Origin of the sequence: Streptomyces globisporus (genome assembly GCF_003501885.1) — a bacterium.
Lineage (GTDB): Bacteria > Actinomycetota > Actinomycetes > Streptomycetales > Streptomycetaceae > Streptomyces > Streptomyces globisporus_D.
Genome location: NZ_QWFA01000013.1, coordinates 1 through 18,069, shown reverse-complemented (window position 1 = coordinate 18,069; position 18,069 = coordinate 1). Strand labels below are relative to the sequence as shown.

Genomic DNA, 18,069 nt, shown 5'->3' with positions numbered 1-18,069 from the left:
CGGACCGAAGCTCAGGTCCGCCCGGCCGGGGCCGTGGCCTGCCGCGGCAGCACGACCGCACCGGTCGCACAGGTCGTAGGGGCCACCGGCTCCCGCCCGGTGAAGAACCCGGTGACCAGCGAGGCCACCTCCTCGGCCCGCTCCAGGACCACCCAGTGGTCGGACTCCTCGACCGTCAGGAACCGGCTCCCCTCGATCGTCGCGGCGAACTCCCGCTGCCGCGCGGGCGAGGTGACCGTGTCGTGCTCCCCGGCGAAGACGAGCGCCGGTACGCCGGTGAGCCCGCCGGTGAAGTCGGGCCGGTCGGCCAGCGCCCGGTAGAGGGAGTCCGCGGCGTGGGGCGAGTGGGTGAGCGCGTGGAGGAAGGAGCGCCGCACATAGCGCCGGGCCAACTCCCGGCGGTGTACTGGGCGTTCCGGGTCCAGGCACATCAGCGCGTCGGCCGCCGTGGCGGCGAACCCCTCACGGTCCCCGGCGGCCAGTTGCCGCCTGGCCCGCTCCCAACAGGCGACCTGGGCGGCGTCGATGTGGACAGGCACCCCGCCGAGGGCGAGCCGGGCCACCCGGTCCGGATGGTGCTGGGCGAAGCCGAAGGCGATGGCGGTGCCGTAGGAGAAGCCGAAGACGTTGAGCCGGGGGGCGCCGAGGTCGTCGGCGATGCCGAGGACGGCGCGGCGCAGCAGATCGGCGCTGGGGCCCGGCGGGAGCGGGTCGGCGCCGCCCATGCCGGGCAGGTCGGCGGTGACCACGTCGGCGGCCGGACCCAGGTGGTCGTCCATCTGGGGCCAGCCGAACATGCCCTGGAGCGCGCCGCCGAGAATGAGCGTCGGTTCGGTACGGGGGGCGGCCCCGCCGCTCCGGTCGTACGGCAGGACGCGGTAGCCGTAGCGCACTCCGTCGGCGGACAGGGTCCGGATGATCTCCTCGGGCATGTGGTGCTGCGTTCCCTTCCGCTCAGGGCCTGGTGAGGACGAGTGCCGCGTTGTGCCCGCCGAAGCCGAGCGAGGTCTTGACGGCACAGTCGAAGGAGGCGGCGCGGGCTTCCTTGGCGACCACCTCGATCGGGATCTGCGGGTCCGGTGCGTCCAGGTTGACGGTGGGTGGGACCAGTTGGTGCTGGAGGGCGAGCACGGTGAGGGCGGCCTCGATGCCGCCCGCCGCGCCGAGGGTGTGGCCGGTCATCGCCTTGGTGGAGGTCACCAGGGGGCTGTCGCCGAGGACGCGGCGCAGCATCGTCGCCTCGATCAGGTCGTTGGAGAGCGTCGAGGTGCCGTGGGCGTTGACGTGCCCGACGTCGGCCGGGGAGAGGCCGGCGTCGGTGAGCGCGGTGCGCAGGGCGCGTTCGATGCCGAGTCCTTCCGGGTCCGGGGCGACGGCTGAGTGGGCGTCGCTGGAGGCCCCGTAACCGTTCACGTGGGCGCGGACGGTGGCGCCCCGGGCGCGGGCGTGGTCCGGGTGTTCCAGGACGAGCAGGCCCGCGCCCTCGCCGACGACGAAGCCGTCGCGGTGGGTGTCGAAGGGGCGGCAGGCGGCCGCGGGGTCCTCGCGGCGGGTGGAGACGGCCTTGAGACTGCAGGCGCTGGCGAGCAGGAGGCGGGTGCAGGTGGACTCCGCACCGCCCGTGATGACGATGTCGCAGGCCCCGGAGCGGAGCATCTGGTGGGCGGTGCCGATGGCGACGGTGCCGGAGGAGCAGGCGGTGGAGACGGCCTGGCTGGGTCCGTGGACGCCGAGGTCCAGGCTGACGCTGCTGGCCGCGCCGTTGACGACGCTGAGCGGGGCGAGTTTCGGGGAGACGCGGCGGGGGCCGCGGGCGGCGAGCGCGGCGGCCTGTTCGTCGTAGAAGGGCAGTCCGCCGTGGGCGGAGCCGATGACGACGCCGACGCGGCCGCTGTCCCAGACGGCCGGGTCCAGTCCGGCGTCGGCGACGGCCTCACGGGCGGCGATGACGGCGAGCTGGGCGAAGCGGTCCATCAGCCGCTGGGTGGCCACGCCGAGGACGGCCCCCGGGTCGCAGTCGGTGACGGAGTAGAAGAAGTCGCAGGGCAGACCGCCCAGTTCGGGCCGGGGCGCGGCTGACGGCGCGAGGCCCTCGGTGACGCCGTGCCAGGCGGCGTCGACGCCCGTACCGGCCGAGGTGACCAGGCCGACGCCGGTGACGGCGGCGGCGAACGGGGCGGGCGGGGTCCGGCGGTAGGGCGCTGCGGCGGCCGCGCTCATGCGGTGACCTTCCCCTGCACGGCCTCGACGAGGCGGCCGACGGTGTCGCGCGAGGTGAGCGCGACGTCCTCCAGGTCCACGTCCAGCCGGTCCTCGATGTGCAGCCGCAGCTCCTCCAGGGCGAGGGAGTCGAGTCGCAGCCGGTGCAGCGGAACATCGGGGCGGATGGCCTCGGGGTCGGTTCCGAACTTCGTCACCAGCAGCGTGCTGATCTCTTCCGACGTGCTCATTCGGCTCTCCTGGGCTCGGTGACGCGGTGACGCCGGCCGCGTGGTGAGGGGAGGTGGGGGGAGGGGCCATCGGGGGACGCCGGCTGCTCCGGAAGGACCCTTTATACGCCTTCGCGGGCGGACCCCCGGCCCGCGTTCCCCCGTGCGGTGGGAGGGCTGTCCAGGTGTACGAATCCGGGGTGCGGTGACGAGGGAGGGAGGTGCGGGGATGCCAGGATGGAGGCGCAGCCCGTACGGGACGCCACGAGAGAAGGAGATACCCATGACGGCCGAGCAGGACGGCAATGCGGAGGTCGCGCTGAGCCCCGCCGACTGGGTCGCCCGGCAGGCCGAGCTGTACGAGTCCTCCGGCGGCACGAAGGGCACCACCCAGCTCGGGGTCCCCTGTCTGCTGATGGACTACGTCGGCCGGCGCAGCGGGACGGTGCGGCGCACGGTGCTGATGTACGGGCGGGACGGCGAGGACTATCTGATCGTGGCGTCCAACGGCGGCTCGGACCGTCCGCCGCTGTGGTATCTGAACCTCCAGGCGAATCCGGAGGTCCAACTCCGGGTGAAGACGGAGCGGTTCGGGGCGCTCGCGGCGACGCTGCCGGCCGAGGAGAAGGCGCGGGTCTGGCCGGGTCTGGTGGAGCTGTTCCCACGCTACGGGGAGTATCAGGCGGGTACCGAGCGGGACATCCCGGTGGTGCGGCTGACGCGGACCTGAGGCGGCGGGTCCGGAGCCGGGACGGCGGACGCGGAGGCGGCGAAGTCCGGCTGCCAGGAGCCCTTCTGGCGCGCCGGTCGGAACCGTAAAATCCGCGATCATGACCATGAAAACGGTTCAGGCCGACCCGTCCGCCCTCGGCGGCCCCGCTCTCTTCGACACCATGTCCACGATGCGCGCCATGCGCCGGCTCAAGCCGGAGCCGGTGCCCGAGGAGCTGGTCGAGCAGCTGATACAGGCGGCCGTCTGGGGGCCCAGCGGCGGCAACATGCAGTGTTACGAGTACGTGGTGGTGACCGACCGCGAGGTGATGGCGCGGCTCGCCCCGCTCTGGAAGCGGTGCGTGGACGCGTATCTGGCGACGACCGGGAAGTACGCCCCCGAGGGCATGGACGAGGCGGCGTACGGCCGGATGGTCGCGGCGATCGAGTACCAGCGCGACCACTTCGCCGACACCCCGGTACTGATCGTGCCGTGCTACCGGTTCCCGGAGCCGCGCCTGGACGAGGAGGGGCTCGCCGCGTCGGCGCGGGCGCTCGGTCCGGCGGGCACGGAGCACATGATGAACACGCAGACCCGCTTCCAGGCGCTGGCGGAGGGCTCCTGCGTCTATCCCGGGGTGCAGAACCTGCTGCTGGCGGCCAGGGGACTGGGGCTGGCGGCGAACATCACCATCTGGCATCTGATGCTGGAGCAGGAGTGGAAGAAGGAGCTGGGCATCCCGGAGGACATGGCGACGTTCGCCGCGGTTCCGGTGGGGTGGCCCGCGGGTAACTTCGGGCCTGTCCGGCGACGTCCCGTGGCGGACGTCATCCACCGCGACCGCTGGTAGCGACGGCCCGCGTCAACCGGTACCGGCACCCCTGTCGGGTGACGCTCGATGTCACCCGACAGGCTCAGCGGGCCAGGCAACTCCCTTGAATTTGCAGGATGTTGCCAGTCGAATCACCAAGGCATCCCTTTGTCATGCTCGCCTCACGTCGATAGCCTGGCCGGGTTCGGCATCCCTCTGGCCCACCCGGGTCCGAGGGCTTTTTACTACCTCCCACAGAGCAGGAGCCCTCATGCGCCTACGCACCGCCGCCCGAACCCGGGCCCGCGCCTGTGCCGTGGCGGCCCTCACCGCCGCGGCCCTTCTCGCCGCCGGGCAGCCGACGAACGCCGCCCCGCGGGCGGACACGGCCGACCCGATGAACCGCGCCTTCGCCGAGGCGTCCCAGGAGTACGGCGTACCGCGCGACCTGCTGGCCGCCGTGGGCTACGGCGAGTCCCGGCTGAACGGACACGCGGGCAAGCCGAGCCAGGCGAACGGCTACGGCGTGATGCACCTGGCGAGCAACCCCACGAACCGTTCCCTGGAGAAGGCCGCCGAGCTGACCGGCGAGAGCGCGGCCCGGCTGCGCCGGGACACGACCGCCAACATCCTCGGCGGCGCGGCCGTGCTGCGCGACCACGCCGACGCGCTGGGCCTGGACGCCGCCGAGCGCCGGGACGTGGACGCCTGGTATCCGGCGGTGGCCCGCTACAGCGCCGCCGACGGGCCGGCGGCCGCGCTCTACGCGGACGCGGTCTTCACCTTCCTCGCCGAGGGCGTGTCCGCGACGGTGACCGGCGGCGAGGAGGTGCTCGTACCGTCCCGCCCGGTCGCCCCGGAGAAGGGCGAGGTGTCGGCGTCCGACGTCTACGCGCAGAGCGAGGACTACCCCTCGGCGCGCTGGGTGCCCGCCCACGCCGAGAACTTCGCCGTAGGCCGCACCGCGGCCGTCGACAAGGTGGTCGTCCATGTCACCCAGGGCTCGTACGCGGGCTCCATCAGCTGGTTCCAGAACCCGGCGTCCCAGGTCAGCGCCCACTATGTGATCCGGTCATCGGACGGGGAGGTCACCCAGACGGTCCGGGACAAGGACACGGCGTGGCACGCGCGCAGCGCCAACGCCTCGTCCGTCGGGATCGAGCACGAGGGGTGGGTCGACGAACCGGCCTGGTTCACCGACGCGATGTACCGCTCGTCGGCCGCGCTGACGTCGCACCTCAGCGCCAAGTTCCGCATCCCGAAGGACCGGGCGCACATCGTCGGCCACGTCGAGGTGCCCGGCAACGACCACACCGACCCCGGCCCCCACTGGGACTGGGACTACTACATGGAGCTGATCGGCGGTGACCCGGGCAACGGCGGAGACGGTCTGACGTTCCCCCTCTACACCACGCAGCAGTCCGGCTCGTCGGGCCCGCAGGTGACCGCCGTCCAGACGCTGCTCACCGCGCAGAAGTACAACCCCGGCAAGGTGGACGGCCTCTTCGGCGCCACCACGAAGAGCGCTGTCGAGGCGTTCCAGCGGGCCCGCTCCCTCGACCCGGACGGCATGGTCGGCCCGAAGACCTGGACGGCCCTGCTGTCGGCCGGCACGACCCCGCTGCTGAAGCAGGGCAGTTCGGGCGATGCGGTGAAGCGCCTCCAGCGCGCCCTGACGGCGGCGCTCGGCAAGACGGTGGGCGTGGACGGCAGCTTCGGCCCGACCACGGACACGGCGGTCCGCACCTACCAGACCACCCGCAAGCTGGGCGTCGACGGCCAGGTGGGCCCGGCCACATGGACGGCCCTGCAGAACGGCAAGTGAGCACGGACCCGGGCGGGCCTCCCGAGCACGGGGGCCCGCCCGGGCCCGCAAGGGGCCACCCGGGCCTACGGCTGCGGCAAGCGGCCACGCTTCCGCCCGCGCACCGGCGCGGAGGAGGACGACTGACCCCGATACCGCAGGCGGGCCGGCCCCGGGCGGCTCACCGGCTCACTCCCCCGCGCCGACCGGATACCCGATCTCCTTGATGTCCTTGGCCAGTTCGGCGGGAATCCGCTCCGGGTTGATCGCGGCGACGATCTCGTCCGTCAGCGGTCGCAAGGCGAAGACATGGCGTACGGCTTCGAGGTCGATGTCCACCTCGAAGTAGTCCTCGGCCCACTCCTGGTACGACTCGGGGGTCCCGGTGACGAGGAGTTGGAAGAGCCAGTCGGCCCCGTCGGAGTCCTCCCCGTCCTCCGGGAACTCCACGGCCCCCGTCCGCCAGCGGTCGTCGCCGCTCTCGCGCCAGAGGCAGGCGGTGACGACGGGCAGCCCGAACTCGTCGCAGAACGACGGCTCGTCCACGTATGGGCGGAACACCTCGGGCACCTCGTCGAGCACCCCGGGCCAGGGGACGTCATCCACGTACGGGCTCATCGGCGACTCGTGGTCGAAGCCCCGGGCGTACGCGCCGGCGGCGGAGAAGACGATGGAGTACTCGCCACCCGACCCGTCCCGCATCGAGGCCACCGCCTCGCTCGGCGACCACTGCGCGTCGAAGCCGTGCCAGCGGTGGTCCCACTCCGCACACAGGATCGCGTCGAGCATCGCCAGGGAACGGCAGAGATCGGTGAGGGCGGATATGCCAGGCAGCCGACGGGCCACGTCATGAACGCTCATGGGGCCATCCAACCGCACCGGCCGGGCCGGGTATTCAGGTGCTCCCCCGAAGCCGCCCGGGCACACTGTCACGATGAACACCGATCACCCGGCCCCCTCTCCCCGCAGGCGGGCGCTGGAGCACGTCTCCTCACTGTCCTCGGGCGCGCCCCTGGCTCCCGGACCCCGTGTCACCCTGAACTTCCACCCCGACCGGGCGGTGGCGGGGATGCCGATCCTCGAACGGCTGGGCGGGGACGGTCTGTACGTCTCCCAGTTCGTGACCGGCACCAGCAACGGGGGGCTCACCGCACACCCCGGCGGTGACCGGTGGCGGTGGGAGAGTCGGATCTTCGGCGGCGCGTACGACCGGGCGGAGGCCGCCGAGCGGCCCGTCTACGGGGCGCTGGACCTGCGTCGGACGCCGTTCGGCGCCGCGCCCCGGTTCGGTTCGGCGCACTTCAGGCTGGTGCCGGAGGTGCTCGGCGCGGCCACGTTCTGCTATCCCGACAGCGCCGCCGAACCCGTGCACTTCGGGGTCGCGGCCCGGATGTCGGGGCTCGTCGAGCTGGCGGCGGCGGACGACCGTGATGCCCTGGACGACTACGTCGAGGCGCAGATCCATGCCCCGGTCCGGCTGGACCGCGACGTGGAGGCGCTCGTGCTCGACCCGGCCCACCGGGGGACGGCGGTGGAGGCCGCGGCCCGCCTGCTGCCCTGCCCCGTCGAGTGGCATCCGGGGTTCCGGCTCTCCGTGGAGGAGCTGCGGCTCCATCCCGGCTACCGGGGGCCCGAGTTCGTCGCCCTCGGCTCCGCCCTGGCGGTCGACGGATGGCTGGACGCCCGGATCATCGGCGACGCGGTGCGGGCCGGCCGGTACGACGCGCAGGACCTCAAGCGGGTCTGGCATCTGCTGGCCCGGTTCGGCCGGGTGTCCGCAGTCCTTCCGGCCTGAGGCCGACGCACCTGGTCCCGCACTCCCGTCGCAGGGGTGCGGGACCAGGTCAGCGGGTCACTTCAGGCCGAAGGCCCGGATGATCTCCTGGTCGACGACGAGGCCGCCGGGGCCCTCCGCGTGGGCCTTGAGCGAGGCCGAGGTCGCGCCCTTCGAGGGGGTGCGGAACTTCGCGGTCCACTCGCCGGTCTTCTTCTTCCGGAGGTCCACCTTCGTCCAGTGCTTGCCGTCGTCGTAACTGACCGACAGCGAAGCCTTGTTCGCCTTCACCGCGCCCGGCAGCCATTCCTGGGTGCCGGAGGTGAGGCCGATCTCCGTCGTGCGGCCGGCGCGGACGTCGCCCGCCAGGTCGGTGTCGACGGCGTAGTCCAGCTGGAGCAGCGGGATGTCGGCCTGGTAGGGGCCGGCGTCGTCCAGGGCGCCGGAGACGAAGCCCCACTCGGAGTGCGTACGGGTCGATGTCTTCCAGGTCTTCGCGTCGCGTTCCGAGTCGATGACCAGGCGGTAGGGGCGCTTCTCGGCGGAGAGGTCACCGATGTAACCCGCCCTGCCCGCGCCCTTCTTGAGCTCGGTGTCGCCCTGGTAGAAGGCGTACGAAGTGGTGTCGTACTCGTTCTCGGGCATCGAGCCGGAGTGGCCGGCGCCCGCGTCCGTCCACGGGGTGATGTTGAACTGAAGATCGTTGTTGACCGTACGGAACGGGCCCCAGTAGCCGGTGCCCAGGCGAGGGCGGGTCACCGGGGCGAACCACTCGGCGGGGTAGTCCTTGCCCGCCCGGTAGTCCAGCTCAGCGCTGCGCATCTCGTGTGCGCGGTCGGACTCCTCCGCGTTGAGGACCGAGTGGTTCTCGTACCAGAAGGAGTCTCCCGGCAGCGGATTGACCCATTCGGTGCGGACGTCCGGGAACTGCTCGTACTCCTCGAAGCCGAGGCCGGGACCGTAGTCCGGGATGTCGTAGCGGTAGCCGCCGCCGAGCGTCTTCTTGTGGCCGTAGAAGGTGTTCTCCACCTTCGCGAGCTGACGCGCCGAGGGCGCGAAGGCCAGCGAGCGGTCCGGGATGGTGCCGTCGTGGCGGTCGACCAGGTCGTAGAGGTAGTCCGCGAACCTCTTCTGGTCGATCTCGATCTTCTTGCCTCGCTTCGCCGCGCTGATCAGCGTCTCGCCCGCCGACTTCTGGACCGAGGCGACCGGGATCGTGGTCTCCTCGCCCCACGGGGTGTAGCTCTCCATCGCCACGCCTCGCTCGTCGTTGACGACGAACAGGGCCTTCGCCCCGGCGGCCAGCGCGACCGCGAGACGTTCGGCGGGGGTGACGTCGGCGCTGCGGGTGATCACGACGGCCTTGCCGCGAGTGTTCAGGCCCTTGTAGTCCGCCGGTGCGCCCTTGCCCGCGTACACCGCGTTCGGCTTCTGCTCGCTGTCCTCGGCGATCGCCGCGCCGCCCTGGACGTGGACCGGTACGTCACGGCCGTCGGCCTCGACGTCGATCAGCTCCTCGTCCTGCCGCCAGCGGGTCAGGAAGCTGAAGTCGCCCTCCTTCACCTTCTTGGTGGGGCTCGCCCACAACTGGTCGTGGGTGAGCGGTATCTGGTACGCGTCACGCTGGACGGTGCCGTCCGGAGCGGTGCGCGCCATGTCGTAGCGGAGCTGGCGGGTCTCGGTCTCCTTCGGGGTGCGCACGCTGACCTTGCGGGCCTCGGACGCGTCGAGGGTGACCGTGGTGGAGCCGGTCAGGATCGTCTCGGGGGCCGCGAGGAACGCGACGGCCCGGGAGTCGGGGCGGTCGCCGTCGACGTCCACGGAGGCCCAGGCGGTGTAGTTGCCGGGAGGCAGGCGCAGCGTGGTCTCGCCACCGCTGATCTGGACGAGGCCGAGCTGCGGGTCGCCCAGTTCTCCGAGGACGGCGAGGCCGTCCATCGGCTTGCCCGACCGGTCGCGGAGCTTCAGCGTCAGATCGTGCAGTTCCTTCTCCTTGGTGAGCGCGAAGCCGGTGTGCGCGACCGTCGTGCCGGCCGCGTCGGTGGCCACGACCTGGCCGGAGAAGGTGGTGTCGACAGCGACCTTCGCCGGGTCCAGGGACAGGACCGCCTCGGCGGTGCCGCCCGCCGGGACGGTCAGTGTGTCGGTGGAGAGCGTGCAGGCCGCCTCGTCCGTGTCGGTGGCCAGGTTCAGCGTGACGTCCTTGTCACCCGTGTTGCGGTAGGTGATCGTGCGGTCGGCGACCTCGTCGGACGGGCCGTGCGGCCAGGCGTAGGAGGCGACCTCGACCGAGCCGGTGGCCTCGATCGTGGTGTCGATCGCCGCCTTCACATCGAGCCGGCCGGTGCCCTGCTGGTACGGGGTGTACGCGTCCAGCTTCTGGGACGAGGTCATCAGCGCGTCCTTGATGCGCTGACCGCTCCATTCGGGGTGACGCTGCTTCAGAATGGCGGCCGCGCCCGCGACATGGGGGGTGGCCATCGACGTTCCGGACATCGACCGGTACATGCCCTCGGTGCCGGGAACGGACTGCGAGGCGGCGGCGTTGATGTCGACGCCGGGGGCCGACAGGTCGGGCTTCAGTCCGTGCGAGCGGACCAGCGGGCCCATGGAGGAGAAGTCGGCGCGGCCGTCCTGCTTGTCGACGGCGGCGACGGTGAGCGCCTGCTCCGCCGAGCCGGGCGAGCCGATCGTGCCCGCCCCGTACGCGTTGCCCGCCGCGATCACGAAGAGCGGACCGCCGTCCGCCGAGAGGGAGTTCACCGCCTGGGACATCGGGTCGGTGCCGTCGTCGGGTACCGGGGAGCCGAGGCTCATGGAGACGATGTCGGCCCCTTCGGCCTTCGCCCACTCCATGGCCTCGATGATCCCGGAGTCCGCGCCGGAGCCCTCGTCGCTGAGGACCTTGCCGACGAGCAGGTCGGCCGCCGGGGCGACGCCCTTGTTCGCGCCCTCGGACGCCGCGCCGGCTCCGGCGATGGTGGAGGCGACGTGCGTGCCGTGGCCGTGCTTGTCGTCGACCTCCTCGCCGGGGACGAAGCTGCGGGCGCCGACGAGGCGGTCCTTGACGTCCGGGTGGTCGGCGTCGATGCCGGTGTCCAGGACGGCGACCCTGGTGCCCTTGCCGTCGAAGCCGGCGGCCCACGCCTCGGGGGCCTTCACCTGCGGCACGGACTCGGCGAGCAGCGCATCGGAGCGGCCGTCCAGCCAGAGCTTCGCGATCCCGCCGTCGAGCGAACGGGCACTCGGCGTACGGGTGATGGCGTCCCAGAACGTGCGCGCCCCGTCCTTGTCGGCGCTGAGCGCGGCCCCGTGGATGGAGGCGAGGGTGCGGACCTTCTTCGCGCCGCGCGGAGCTGCGGGCAGGGCCCTGGCGCGCTCGGGCGGATAGGTGGCGATGACCGGGACGGCCCCGGTGCTCTCGTCGTCGTACCCCATCCGGACCAGGGCCGAGACGTTGAACAGCCGCCGGTCCAGGGTGCCCGCCGCGATCAGGGTGGTGGCCTCGTCGGGCAGGACGTACACGTCCTCGCCCGCCTGCTGGATGCGTACGCCGCCGCTCGCGCCGTCGGGGCGGTCCACGGTGACGGTGTCCCGGGCGCCGGGGCCGTCCACGTACCGCACCACGTCACCGGTGACCAGGGTGATGGTGTGGCTGTCCGTGGTGGCGTCGGAGCTCGGGGCCTCGGGGCGCGGTGCGGGGGCTGCACCGGCGGTGCCCGCACCGGCGAAGGGGACCAGCATGCCGCCCAGGAGGGCCGCCGAGGTCGCCAGGAGCAGGGCTCTGCGTCCTGAGCGAGCGGATCTCGCCCGGCCGGGAACGGAGGAGGGGGAAGAAGTCATGCAGCTGATCTACCGGTTGATCCGGGGTGACCGCTGCGTTCCGGGCGGGCGGGAAACCGCCGTGGCGGTAACCCGCCCGGGACGGACGGGGTGTTGACGGGCGTTTCAGGCGACCGAGGCGAGCGGCTGTCCACTGCTGTCGTGGTGGATGGGGGTGTGGGCCCCGGTGAGCGGTACGCCACTGCCGCCGCGCCGGACCGCGACGATCTCGGCCGCGATGGACAGGGCCGTCTCCTCCGGCGTACGGGCTCCGAGGTCGAGGCCGATCGGCGAGTGCAGCCGGGCGAGTTCCCGGTCGGTGAGGCCGACCTCGCGCAGCCGGTCGTTGCGCTCCAGGTGGGTGCGGCGCGAGCCCATCGCGCCGACGTAGGCGACCGGGAGGCGGAGGGCCGCCTCCAGCAGCGGTACGTCGAACTTGGCGTCGTGGGTGAGGACGCAGAGCACGGTACGGGCGTCGGTCTCGGTCCCGGCGAGGTAGCGGTGGGGCCATTCGACGACGATCTCGTCGGCCTCGGGGAAGCGGGCGGCGGTGGCGAAGACGGGGCGGGCGTCGCAGACGGTGACCCGGTAGCCGAGGAACTTCCCGGCCCGCACCAACGCCGCCGCGAAGTCGATGGCGCCGAACACGATCATGCGGGGCGGCGGCACGCTGGACTCGACCAGCAGCTCGATGGGCCGACCGCAGCGGGAGCCCTCCGCGCCGATGGCGAGCGGTCCGGTGCGGCCCGCGTCCAGCAGGGCCCGGGTCTCGGCGGCGGCGGTCCGGTCGAGCGCCGGGTGGCCGCCGAGCCCGCCCTCGTAACTCCCGTCGGGGCGGACCAGCAGCGGCAGGCCGAGCAGTTCCTCGGGGCCGTCCGTGACCCGGGCCAGTGCGGCCGCCGTCCCCTCGGCGGCGGCCGCGAGCGCGGCGGCGAACACCGGCCGGGCGGGGTCGTCCGCCCGGACCGGGGTCACCAGGATGTCGATGATGCCGCCGCAGGTCAGACCGACCGCGAAGGCGTCCTCGTCGCTGTAGCCGAAGCGCTCACGGACGGGCCGGCCGTCCTCCATGGCCTGTTGGCACAGTTCGTAGACGGCCCCCTCCACGCAGCCGCCGGAGACCGACCCGATGGCCGTGCCGTCGCGGTCGACGGCGAGGGCCGCGCCGGGCTGCCGGGGCGCGCTGCCGCCGACGGCCACCACGGTGGCGACGGCGAACTCGCGTCCCTGCGAGACCCACCGGTGCAGCTCTTCGGCGATGTCCAGCATGCCGTTTCTCCTTAAGCGGGAAGGGGGCCCGGGCGTCAGTGGACGCCCAGCCAGCTCTCGATCGGGTTGAGGGCGAAGAAGACGATGAAGATCACCGTCAGCCCCCACATGAAGGCCCCGACCTCGCGGGCCCGGCCCTGGGCGAGCTTGATGGCGCTGTACGAGATGACACCCGCGGCGACACCGGTGGTGATGGTGTACGTGAAGGGCATCAGGACCACGGTCAGGAAGACCGGGATGGCGACCGAGCGGTCACCCCAGTCCACGTGCCGGGCGTTCTGCATCATCATCGCGCCGATGACGACGAGGGCGGCGGAGGCCACCTCGGTCGGCACGATCGCGGTGAGCGGGGTGAAGAAGAGGCAGGCGGCGAAGAAGAGGCCGGTGATGACGGAGGCGAACCCGGTCCGGGCCCCTTCGCCGACGCCGGTGGCCGATTCGACGAAGACCGTCTGGCCGGAGCCCGAGGCGACACCGCCGATGACGCCGCCGGCGCCGTCGATGAACAGCGCCTTGGACAGGCCCGGCATACGGCCCTTGTCGTCGGCGAGTTTGGCCTCGGTGCCGACGCCGATGATGGTGGCCATCGCGTCGAAGAAGCCGGCCAGCACCAGGGTGAAGACGATCATGCCGACGGTCATCACGCCGACGTCGCCCCAGCCGCCGAACTCGACGTTCCCGAAGAGCGAGAAGTCGGGGGTGGAGACCGCGCTGCCCTCCAGCTCCGGCGGGCCGCTGCTCCACTTCTTGGGGTCGATGTCGACGATCGCGTTGATGACGATCGCGACCAGCGTGCCGACGACGATGCCGATCAGGATCGCGCCGGGAATATTGCGCGCCTGGAGCATGAAGATGAGCAGGAGCGTCACGCAGAAGATCAGGACGGGCCAGCCGGCGAGTTCACCGGCCGGGCCGAGGGTGACGGGGGTCGCCTGGCCCTGGTGGACGAATCCGGCCTTGTAGAGACCGATGAGGGCGATGAAGAGCCCGATGCCCATGGTGATGCCGTGCTTGAGCGCGAGCGGGATCGCGTTCATGATCATCTCACGGAGGCCGGTGACCACCAGGAGACAGATCACCACACCGTAGATCACACACATGCCCATGGCCTGCGGCCAGGTCATGTTGGGCGCGACCTGCGAGGCGAGGACACCGGAGACGCTGAGCCCGGCGGCGAGCGCCAGGGGCACCTTGCCGACGAAGCCCATGAGCAGGGTCGTCGCGGCTGCCGCGAAGGCGGTGGCGGTGATCAGGCCGGGCTGGCTGAGGAGGTTGCCGTTGACGTCCTCCCCGCCCAGGATCAGCGGGTTGAGCAGGAGGATGTACGCCATGGCCATGAAGGTCGTGACGCCGCCGCGCAGCTCGCGCGCGACCGTGGATCCTCGTTCGGATATGTGGAAGTACCGGTCGAGCCATGATCTTCCGGCGGGGACACGTGAGCCGGGGCCCGCGCTTTCCGGACTGGTTTTCGGTTCCACTGACTGCTGGGTCATGATGCCTGACTCCCAAGGTTCACAGGGGCACCCGCTTGGAGATTCCTGAATGCGGGATTTGGGATGACTGCGTCGGCTGCACGACCCGGGGACGGCCGGGACGAACTGTTGAAGCAGAACGGATGTGCCGGCGGCACGGATGATCCGTGAGGCGCTGCCGTGCTCTCGGGCACGGCGGGGAAGAACCGCGAGCGGTGCGGTACTTGGTCCTCCGGGCGGTGCGGGGTGCGGAAAAGTGTGACGTTCTCGGCTGCGCACCGCCCGGAAAAATGGGGGGACCGCTCGGAGGCTGCCGGGTGACGACCGGTGGGAGGTCACCCGGCAGGCTCTCAGGTGGTGGTGAGGTGTTCGGGCCGCACCGGTGTCCTGTTGAGCTCAAGGCCCGTCGNTGCCGCGCAGCCCGTACGGGGCGTGCTCGTCGGCGAGTTCGAGCACGTCGACCGGGATCGTCGGCGTGTCGAGGATCGTGGGGAGCAGGTAGTCCGTGAAGGAGGGGTTGCGCACCTTCGCGGTCTTCGGGTCGACGATGATCTCCTCCATCACCGCGACGCCCATGCCCTGGAGCGTGCCGCCCTGGATCTGGCCGAGGACGGAGAGCGGGTTGAGCGCCTTGCCGACGTCCTGGGCGCAGGCCAGTTCGATGACCTTGACCAGGCCGAGCTCGGTGTCGACCTCGACGACCGCGCGGTGGGCGGCGAACGAGTACTGGACGTGGCCGTTGCCCTGTCCGGTGCGGAGGTCGAAGGCCTCGGTGGGCCGGTGGCGCCACTCCAGCTCGATGTCGATGGCCTCGTCCTCCAGCACGTCGGCCAGGTCCGCGAGGACCTCGCCGCCGTCGGTGACGACCTTGCCGCCCTCCAGGAGGAGTTCGGCGGTGGCCCAGGCCGGGTGGTAGGTGCCGAACTTGCGGCGGCCGATCTCCAGGACCTGTTCCCGTACGGCTTCGCAGGAGTTCTTGACCGCTCCGCCGGTGACGTACGTCTGCCGACGCGGGTGTCGGCGGGGTGGATGGTGACCTGGTTGACACCGAGCTCGGTACGGGCGATCTGGGCGTGGACGGTGACACCGCCCTGGCCGACCTCGGCCATCGCGGTGTGCACGGTGGCGACCGGTTCGCCGTTGATGACCTCCATCCGCACGCGGGCGGTGGAGTAGTCGTCGAAGCCCTCGGAGAAGCCGACGTTCTTCAGGCCGACCGCGTAGCCGACGCCACGGACGACGCCTTCGCCGTGGGTGGTGTTGGAGAGTCCGCCGGGCAGGGCGCGTACGTCCGGGCCTTGACCCGGCGCAGCAGCTCGGCGACCGGGGCCGGCGAGTCGCAGGGCTGGCCGGTGGGCAGCAGGGTGCCCTGCTCCATGGCGTTGAGCTGGCGGAACTCCACCGGGTCCATGTCGAGCTTCGCGGCGAGCTTGTCCATCTGCGCCTCGTAGGCGAAGCACGCCTGGACCGCGCCGAAGCCGCGCATCGCGCCGCAGGGCGGGTTGTTGGTGTAGAGGGCGATCGCCTCGATGTCGACGTCCTCGATCCTGTACGGGCCGACCGAGAGCGAGGAGGCGTTGCCGACGACCGCCGGGGAGGCGGAGGCGTAGGCCCCGCCGTCCAGGACGATGCGGCACTTCATGTGCGTGAGCTTGCCGTCCTTGGTGGCGCCGTGCTCGTAGTGGAGCTTGGCCGGGTGCCGGTGGACGTGGCCGAAGAAGGACTCGAACCGGTTGTAGACGATCTTGACCGGCTTGCCGGTGCGGAGCGCCAGCAGGCAGGCGTGGATCTGCATCGAGATGTCCTCGCGGCCGCCGAAGGCCCCGCCGACGCCGGAGAGCGTCATACGGACCTTGTCCTCGGGCAGGCCGAAGGGCACGGCGAGGCCGGACTCGGGGCCGAGGAAGGCCTGGTCCTGCATGCCGAAGGTGTACTCGCCCTTGACGATGACGTCGGCGCGCTTGGCGGCCTCGTCGGCGTCGCCGCGGATGATCGGCTGGCGGTGCACGATGTTGGGGTGCGGGACGTGGCCGATGTGGTGGTCGTCGCGGCCCTCGTGGACGAGGACGGCGTCGGGGGCGGTCGCCGAGGCCTCATCGGTGATGAGCGGCAGCTCGCGGTACTCGATCTTGATCTTGGCGGCTGCGCGGCGGGCCGTCTCCGGGTGGTCGGCGGCCACGATGGCGACCGGCTCACCGTGGTGGCGGACCTTGCCGTGGGCGAGAACCGGCGTGTCCTGGATCTCCAGGCCGTAGTTCTTCATCGCGGCGGGCAGGTCGTCGTACGTCATCACCGCGTAGACGCCGGAGGTGGCCAGCGCCTCGGAGGTGTCGATGGAGACGATCTCCGCGTGGGCGACGGTGGAGCGCAGGGTCTGGCCCCACAGCATGTCCTCGTGCCACATGTCGGAGGAGTACGCGAACTCGCCGGTGACCTTGAGAGTGCCGTCGGGGCGGAGCGTGGACTCGCCGATGCCGCCCTTGGTGGGCGAACCCTGGGTGATCTTGGTCGGGGTTCCGGACGGTACGTTCTGGGCCTTCGGCATGGTGGCCGCGGGGCGCGTGGTGGCTTCGGGGCGCGTCGTCATGACTGGGCCGCCTCTCCCTGGCGGGCGGCCGCGAGGCGGACCGCGTCGAGGATCTTCTCGTATCCGGTGCAGCGGCACAGGTTGCCGGAGAGCGCCTCGCGGATGTCCTGGTCGGACGGGGAGGGGGTGTTCTCCAGCAGTTCGTCGGCGGCGACCAGCAGACCGGGGGTGCAGAAGCCGCACTGGACGGCTCCGGCGTCGATGAACGCCTGCTGGATCGGGGCCAGTTCGACGGCCTCGCCGGTCTGGCCGTCGGTGGGCCGGGCCTGCCAGCGCTTGGCGGAGTCCAGGGTGGTGCCGCAGGCGCCGGAGGCGCAGCCGCCGCCCGGGTGGGCGTCCTCGCGGTGCTTGGCGTAGTCGGCCAGGCCCTCGACGGTGACGACCTCGCGGCCCTCGACCTGACCGGCGGCCACCAGGCACGCGCAGACCGGGACGCCGTCCAGGCGGACGGTGCAGGAACCGCACTCGCCCTGCTCGCAGGCGTTCTTGGAGCCGGGCAGGCCCATGCGCTCACGCAGGACGTAGAGGAGGGACTCGCCCTCCCAGACGTCGTCGGCTTCCTGCTGACGGCCGTTGACCGTGAAATTGACTCGCATGATTACGCAGCTCCTTCCAGCGTGCGGCCCGCGCCGCGGTACTGCTCCCAGGTCCAGCCGAGCGTGCGGCGGGCCATGATGCCGACCGCGTGCCTGCGGTACTTCGCCGTCCCGCGCACGTCGTCGATCGGGTTGCAGGCGCCGGACGCGAGGGCGGCGAACTGCTTGGCGGGCCGCGAGGAGGGCCGGGTGCGCGTCACCGGCCGGCGAGGCGGTGCCGAGGTTGCCGCCGACGCCGCCGCGGTTGCGGATCTGCGGGGAGGCGACCGTGTGCGAGGCCAGCGCCAGGCCGGGCAGCTCGGCGCGCAGGTGGTCCATGATGCTGCTGTACGGCACGGAGGCGCCGAGCCGCACCTTCTCCTGGCCCACCTCCCACTCGGACAGCTCACCGATGCGGTTCAGGTCCAGGAGGTACTCGGGCCGCCGGTGGTCGAAGTTGATCTCGACCATCACATCGGTGCCGCCCGCGATGGGCACAGCCGTGGGGTGCTCGGCCTTGGCGGCGAGCGCCTCCTCCCAGCTGGCGGGGCGAAGGAAGTCCATGAGTGGCTCTCTTCTTCTCAATCGGTCGTTCGCCGGGGCCGGGGACGGCCTGCCTCGACTGGCTCGTTCATGTGGTGTTCACGTGGTGTGTGGCCCAGTACACAAGCCCGGCCCCGGCCGGTGCAGTCACCGAAACACTGAAGGAGTTGGCTGGTCTCCGTCCCCGTCTTGTAGATTCGAACGAATGACGGGGATCGGTAACCTCACCGCAATTCACAGATACCCCGTTCGCCCCACCGCTCCCCCACCC

The 18,069-nt window shown here is 71.6% G+C and carries 12 protein-coding genes and 2 pseudogenes; 4 read left to right on the top strand and 10 right to left on the bottom strand.

Features of this window, described 5'->3' with window-relative positions:
- Positions 1-11: 11 nt before the first annotated feature.
- From D3105_RS04285 to D3105_RS04275, 3 genes are read right to left on the bottom strand one after another with little or no spacing between them, the layout of a single operon-like run.
- The gene (locus tag D3105_RS04285; RefSeq protein WP_118900139.1) at positions 12-932 is read right to left on the bottom strand and encodes an alpha/beta fold hydrolase; all 921 of its coding nucleotides are present in this window, start codon (positions 930-932) and stop codon (positions 12-14) included.
- 22 nt (positions 933-954) lie between these two features.
- Entirely contained in the window at positions 955-2,220 is a 1,266-nt protein-coding gene (locus tag D3105_RS04280) for a beta-ketoacyl-[acyl-carrier-protein] synthase family protein (protein WP_118900137.1), read from the bottom strand.
- The gene (locus D3105_RS04275; RefSeq protein WP_006128548.1) at positions 2,217-2,450 is read right to left on the bottom strand and encodes an acyl carrier protein; all 234 of its coding nucleotides are present in this window, start codon (positions 2,448-2,450) and stop codon (positions 2,217-2,219) included. The genes D3105_RS04280 and D3105_RS04275 overlap by 4 nt, the downstream gene beginning before the upstream one ends.
- A 262-nt stretch (positions 2,451-2,712) precedes the next feature.
- On the opposite strand from D3105_RS04275, the gene D3105_RS04270 reads away from it, so the two are divergent.
- The 3 genes from D3105_RS04270 (at position 2,713) to D3105_RS04260 (ending at position 5,777) form a co-directional block, all read left to right on the top strand.
- Positions 2,713-3,159 (top strand): nitroreductase family deazaflavin-dependent oxidoreductase, encoded by a 447-nt coding sequence (locus tag D3105_RS04270; protein ID WP_118900135.1) that lies wholly within the window; start codon positions 2,713-2,715, stop codon positions 3,157-3,159.
- A 100-nt stretch (positions 3,160-3,259) separates the two neighbouring features.
- Positions 3,260-3,991, top strand: coding sequence for a nitroreductase family protein (locus D3105_RS04265; RefSeq protein WP_118900133.1), 732 nt, complete (start codon positions 3,260-3,262; stop codon positions 3,989-3,991).
- A 232-nt stretch (positions 3,992-4,223) separates the two neighbouring features.
- Positions 4,224-5,777, top strand: coding sequence for an N-acetylmuramoyl-L-alanine amidase (locus D3105_RS04260; RefSeq protein ID WP_118900131.1), 1,554 nt, complete (start codon positions 4,224-4,226; stop codon positions 5,775-5,777).
- A gap of 168 nt (positions 5,778-5,945) precedes the next feature.
- On the opposite strand, the gene D3105_RS04255 is transcribed toward D3105_RS04260, so the two are convergent.
- A complete protein-coding gene (locus D3105_RS04255; RefSeq protein ID WP_118900129.1) occupies positions 5,946-6,617 on the bottom strand; it encodes a hypothetical protein in 672 nt (223 codons plus the stop codon).
- Between the two features lie 73 nt (positions 6,618-6,690).
- On the opposite strand from D3105_RS04255, the gene D3105_RS04250 reads away from it, so the two are divergent.
- The gene (locus D3105_RS04250; protein ID WP_118900127.1) at positions 6,691-7,551 is read left to right on the top strand and encodes a DUF3626 domain-containing protein; all 861 of its coding nucleotides are present in this window, start codon (positions 6,691-6,693) and stop codon (positions 7,549-7,551) included.
- A 57-nt stretch (positions 7,552-7,608) separates the two neighbouring features.
- On the opposite strand, the gene D3105_RS04245 is transcribed toward D3105_RS04250, so the two are convergent.
- The 6 genes and pseudogenes from D3105_RS04245 to D3105_RS04220 form a co-directional block, all read right to left on the bottom strand.
- A complete protein-coding gene (locus D3105_RS04245; protein WP_206272651.1) occupies positions 7,609-11,274 on the bottom strand; it encodes a S8 family peptidase in 3,666 nt (1,221 codons plus the stop codon).
- Between the two features lie 204 nt (positions 11,275-11,478).
- The gene (locus D3105_RS04240; protein ID WP_118900122.1) at positions 11,479-12,621 is read right to left on the bottom strand and encodes an XdhC family protein; all 1,143 of its coding nucleotides are present in this window, start codon (positions 12,619-12,621) and stop codon (positions 11,479-11,481) included.
- Positions 12,622-12,656: 35 nt separating this feature from the next.
- The gene (locus D3105_RS04235; RefSeq protein WP_118900120.1) at positions 12,657-14,114 is read right to left on the bottom strand and encodes an NCS2 family permease; all 1,458 of its coding nucleotides are present in this window, start codon (positions 14,112-14,114) and stop codon (positions 12,657-12,659) included.
- Positions 14,115-14,443: 329 nt separating this feature from the next.
- A pseudogene (locus D3105_RS04230) lies at positions 14,444-16,638 on the bottom strand (xanthine dehydrogenase family protein molybdopterin-binding subunit).
- A gap of 38 nt (positions 16,639-16,676) precedes the next feature.
- The gene (locus D3105_RS04225) at positions 16,677-17,276 is read right to left on the bottom strand and encodes a (2Fe-2S)-binding protein (protein ID WP_006128538.1); all 600 of its coding nucleotides are present in this window, start codon (positions 17,274-17,276) and stop codon (positions 16,677-16,679) included.
- Positions 17,277-17,278: 2 nt separating this feature from the next.
- Positions 17,279-17,819 (bottom strand): annotated as a pseudogene (locus D3105_RS04220) (FAD binding domain-containing protein).
- Positions 17,820-18,069: the final 250 nt, after the last annotated feature.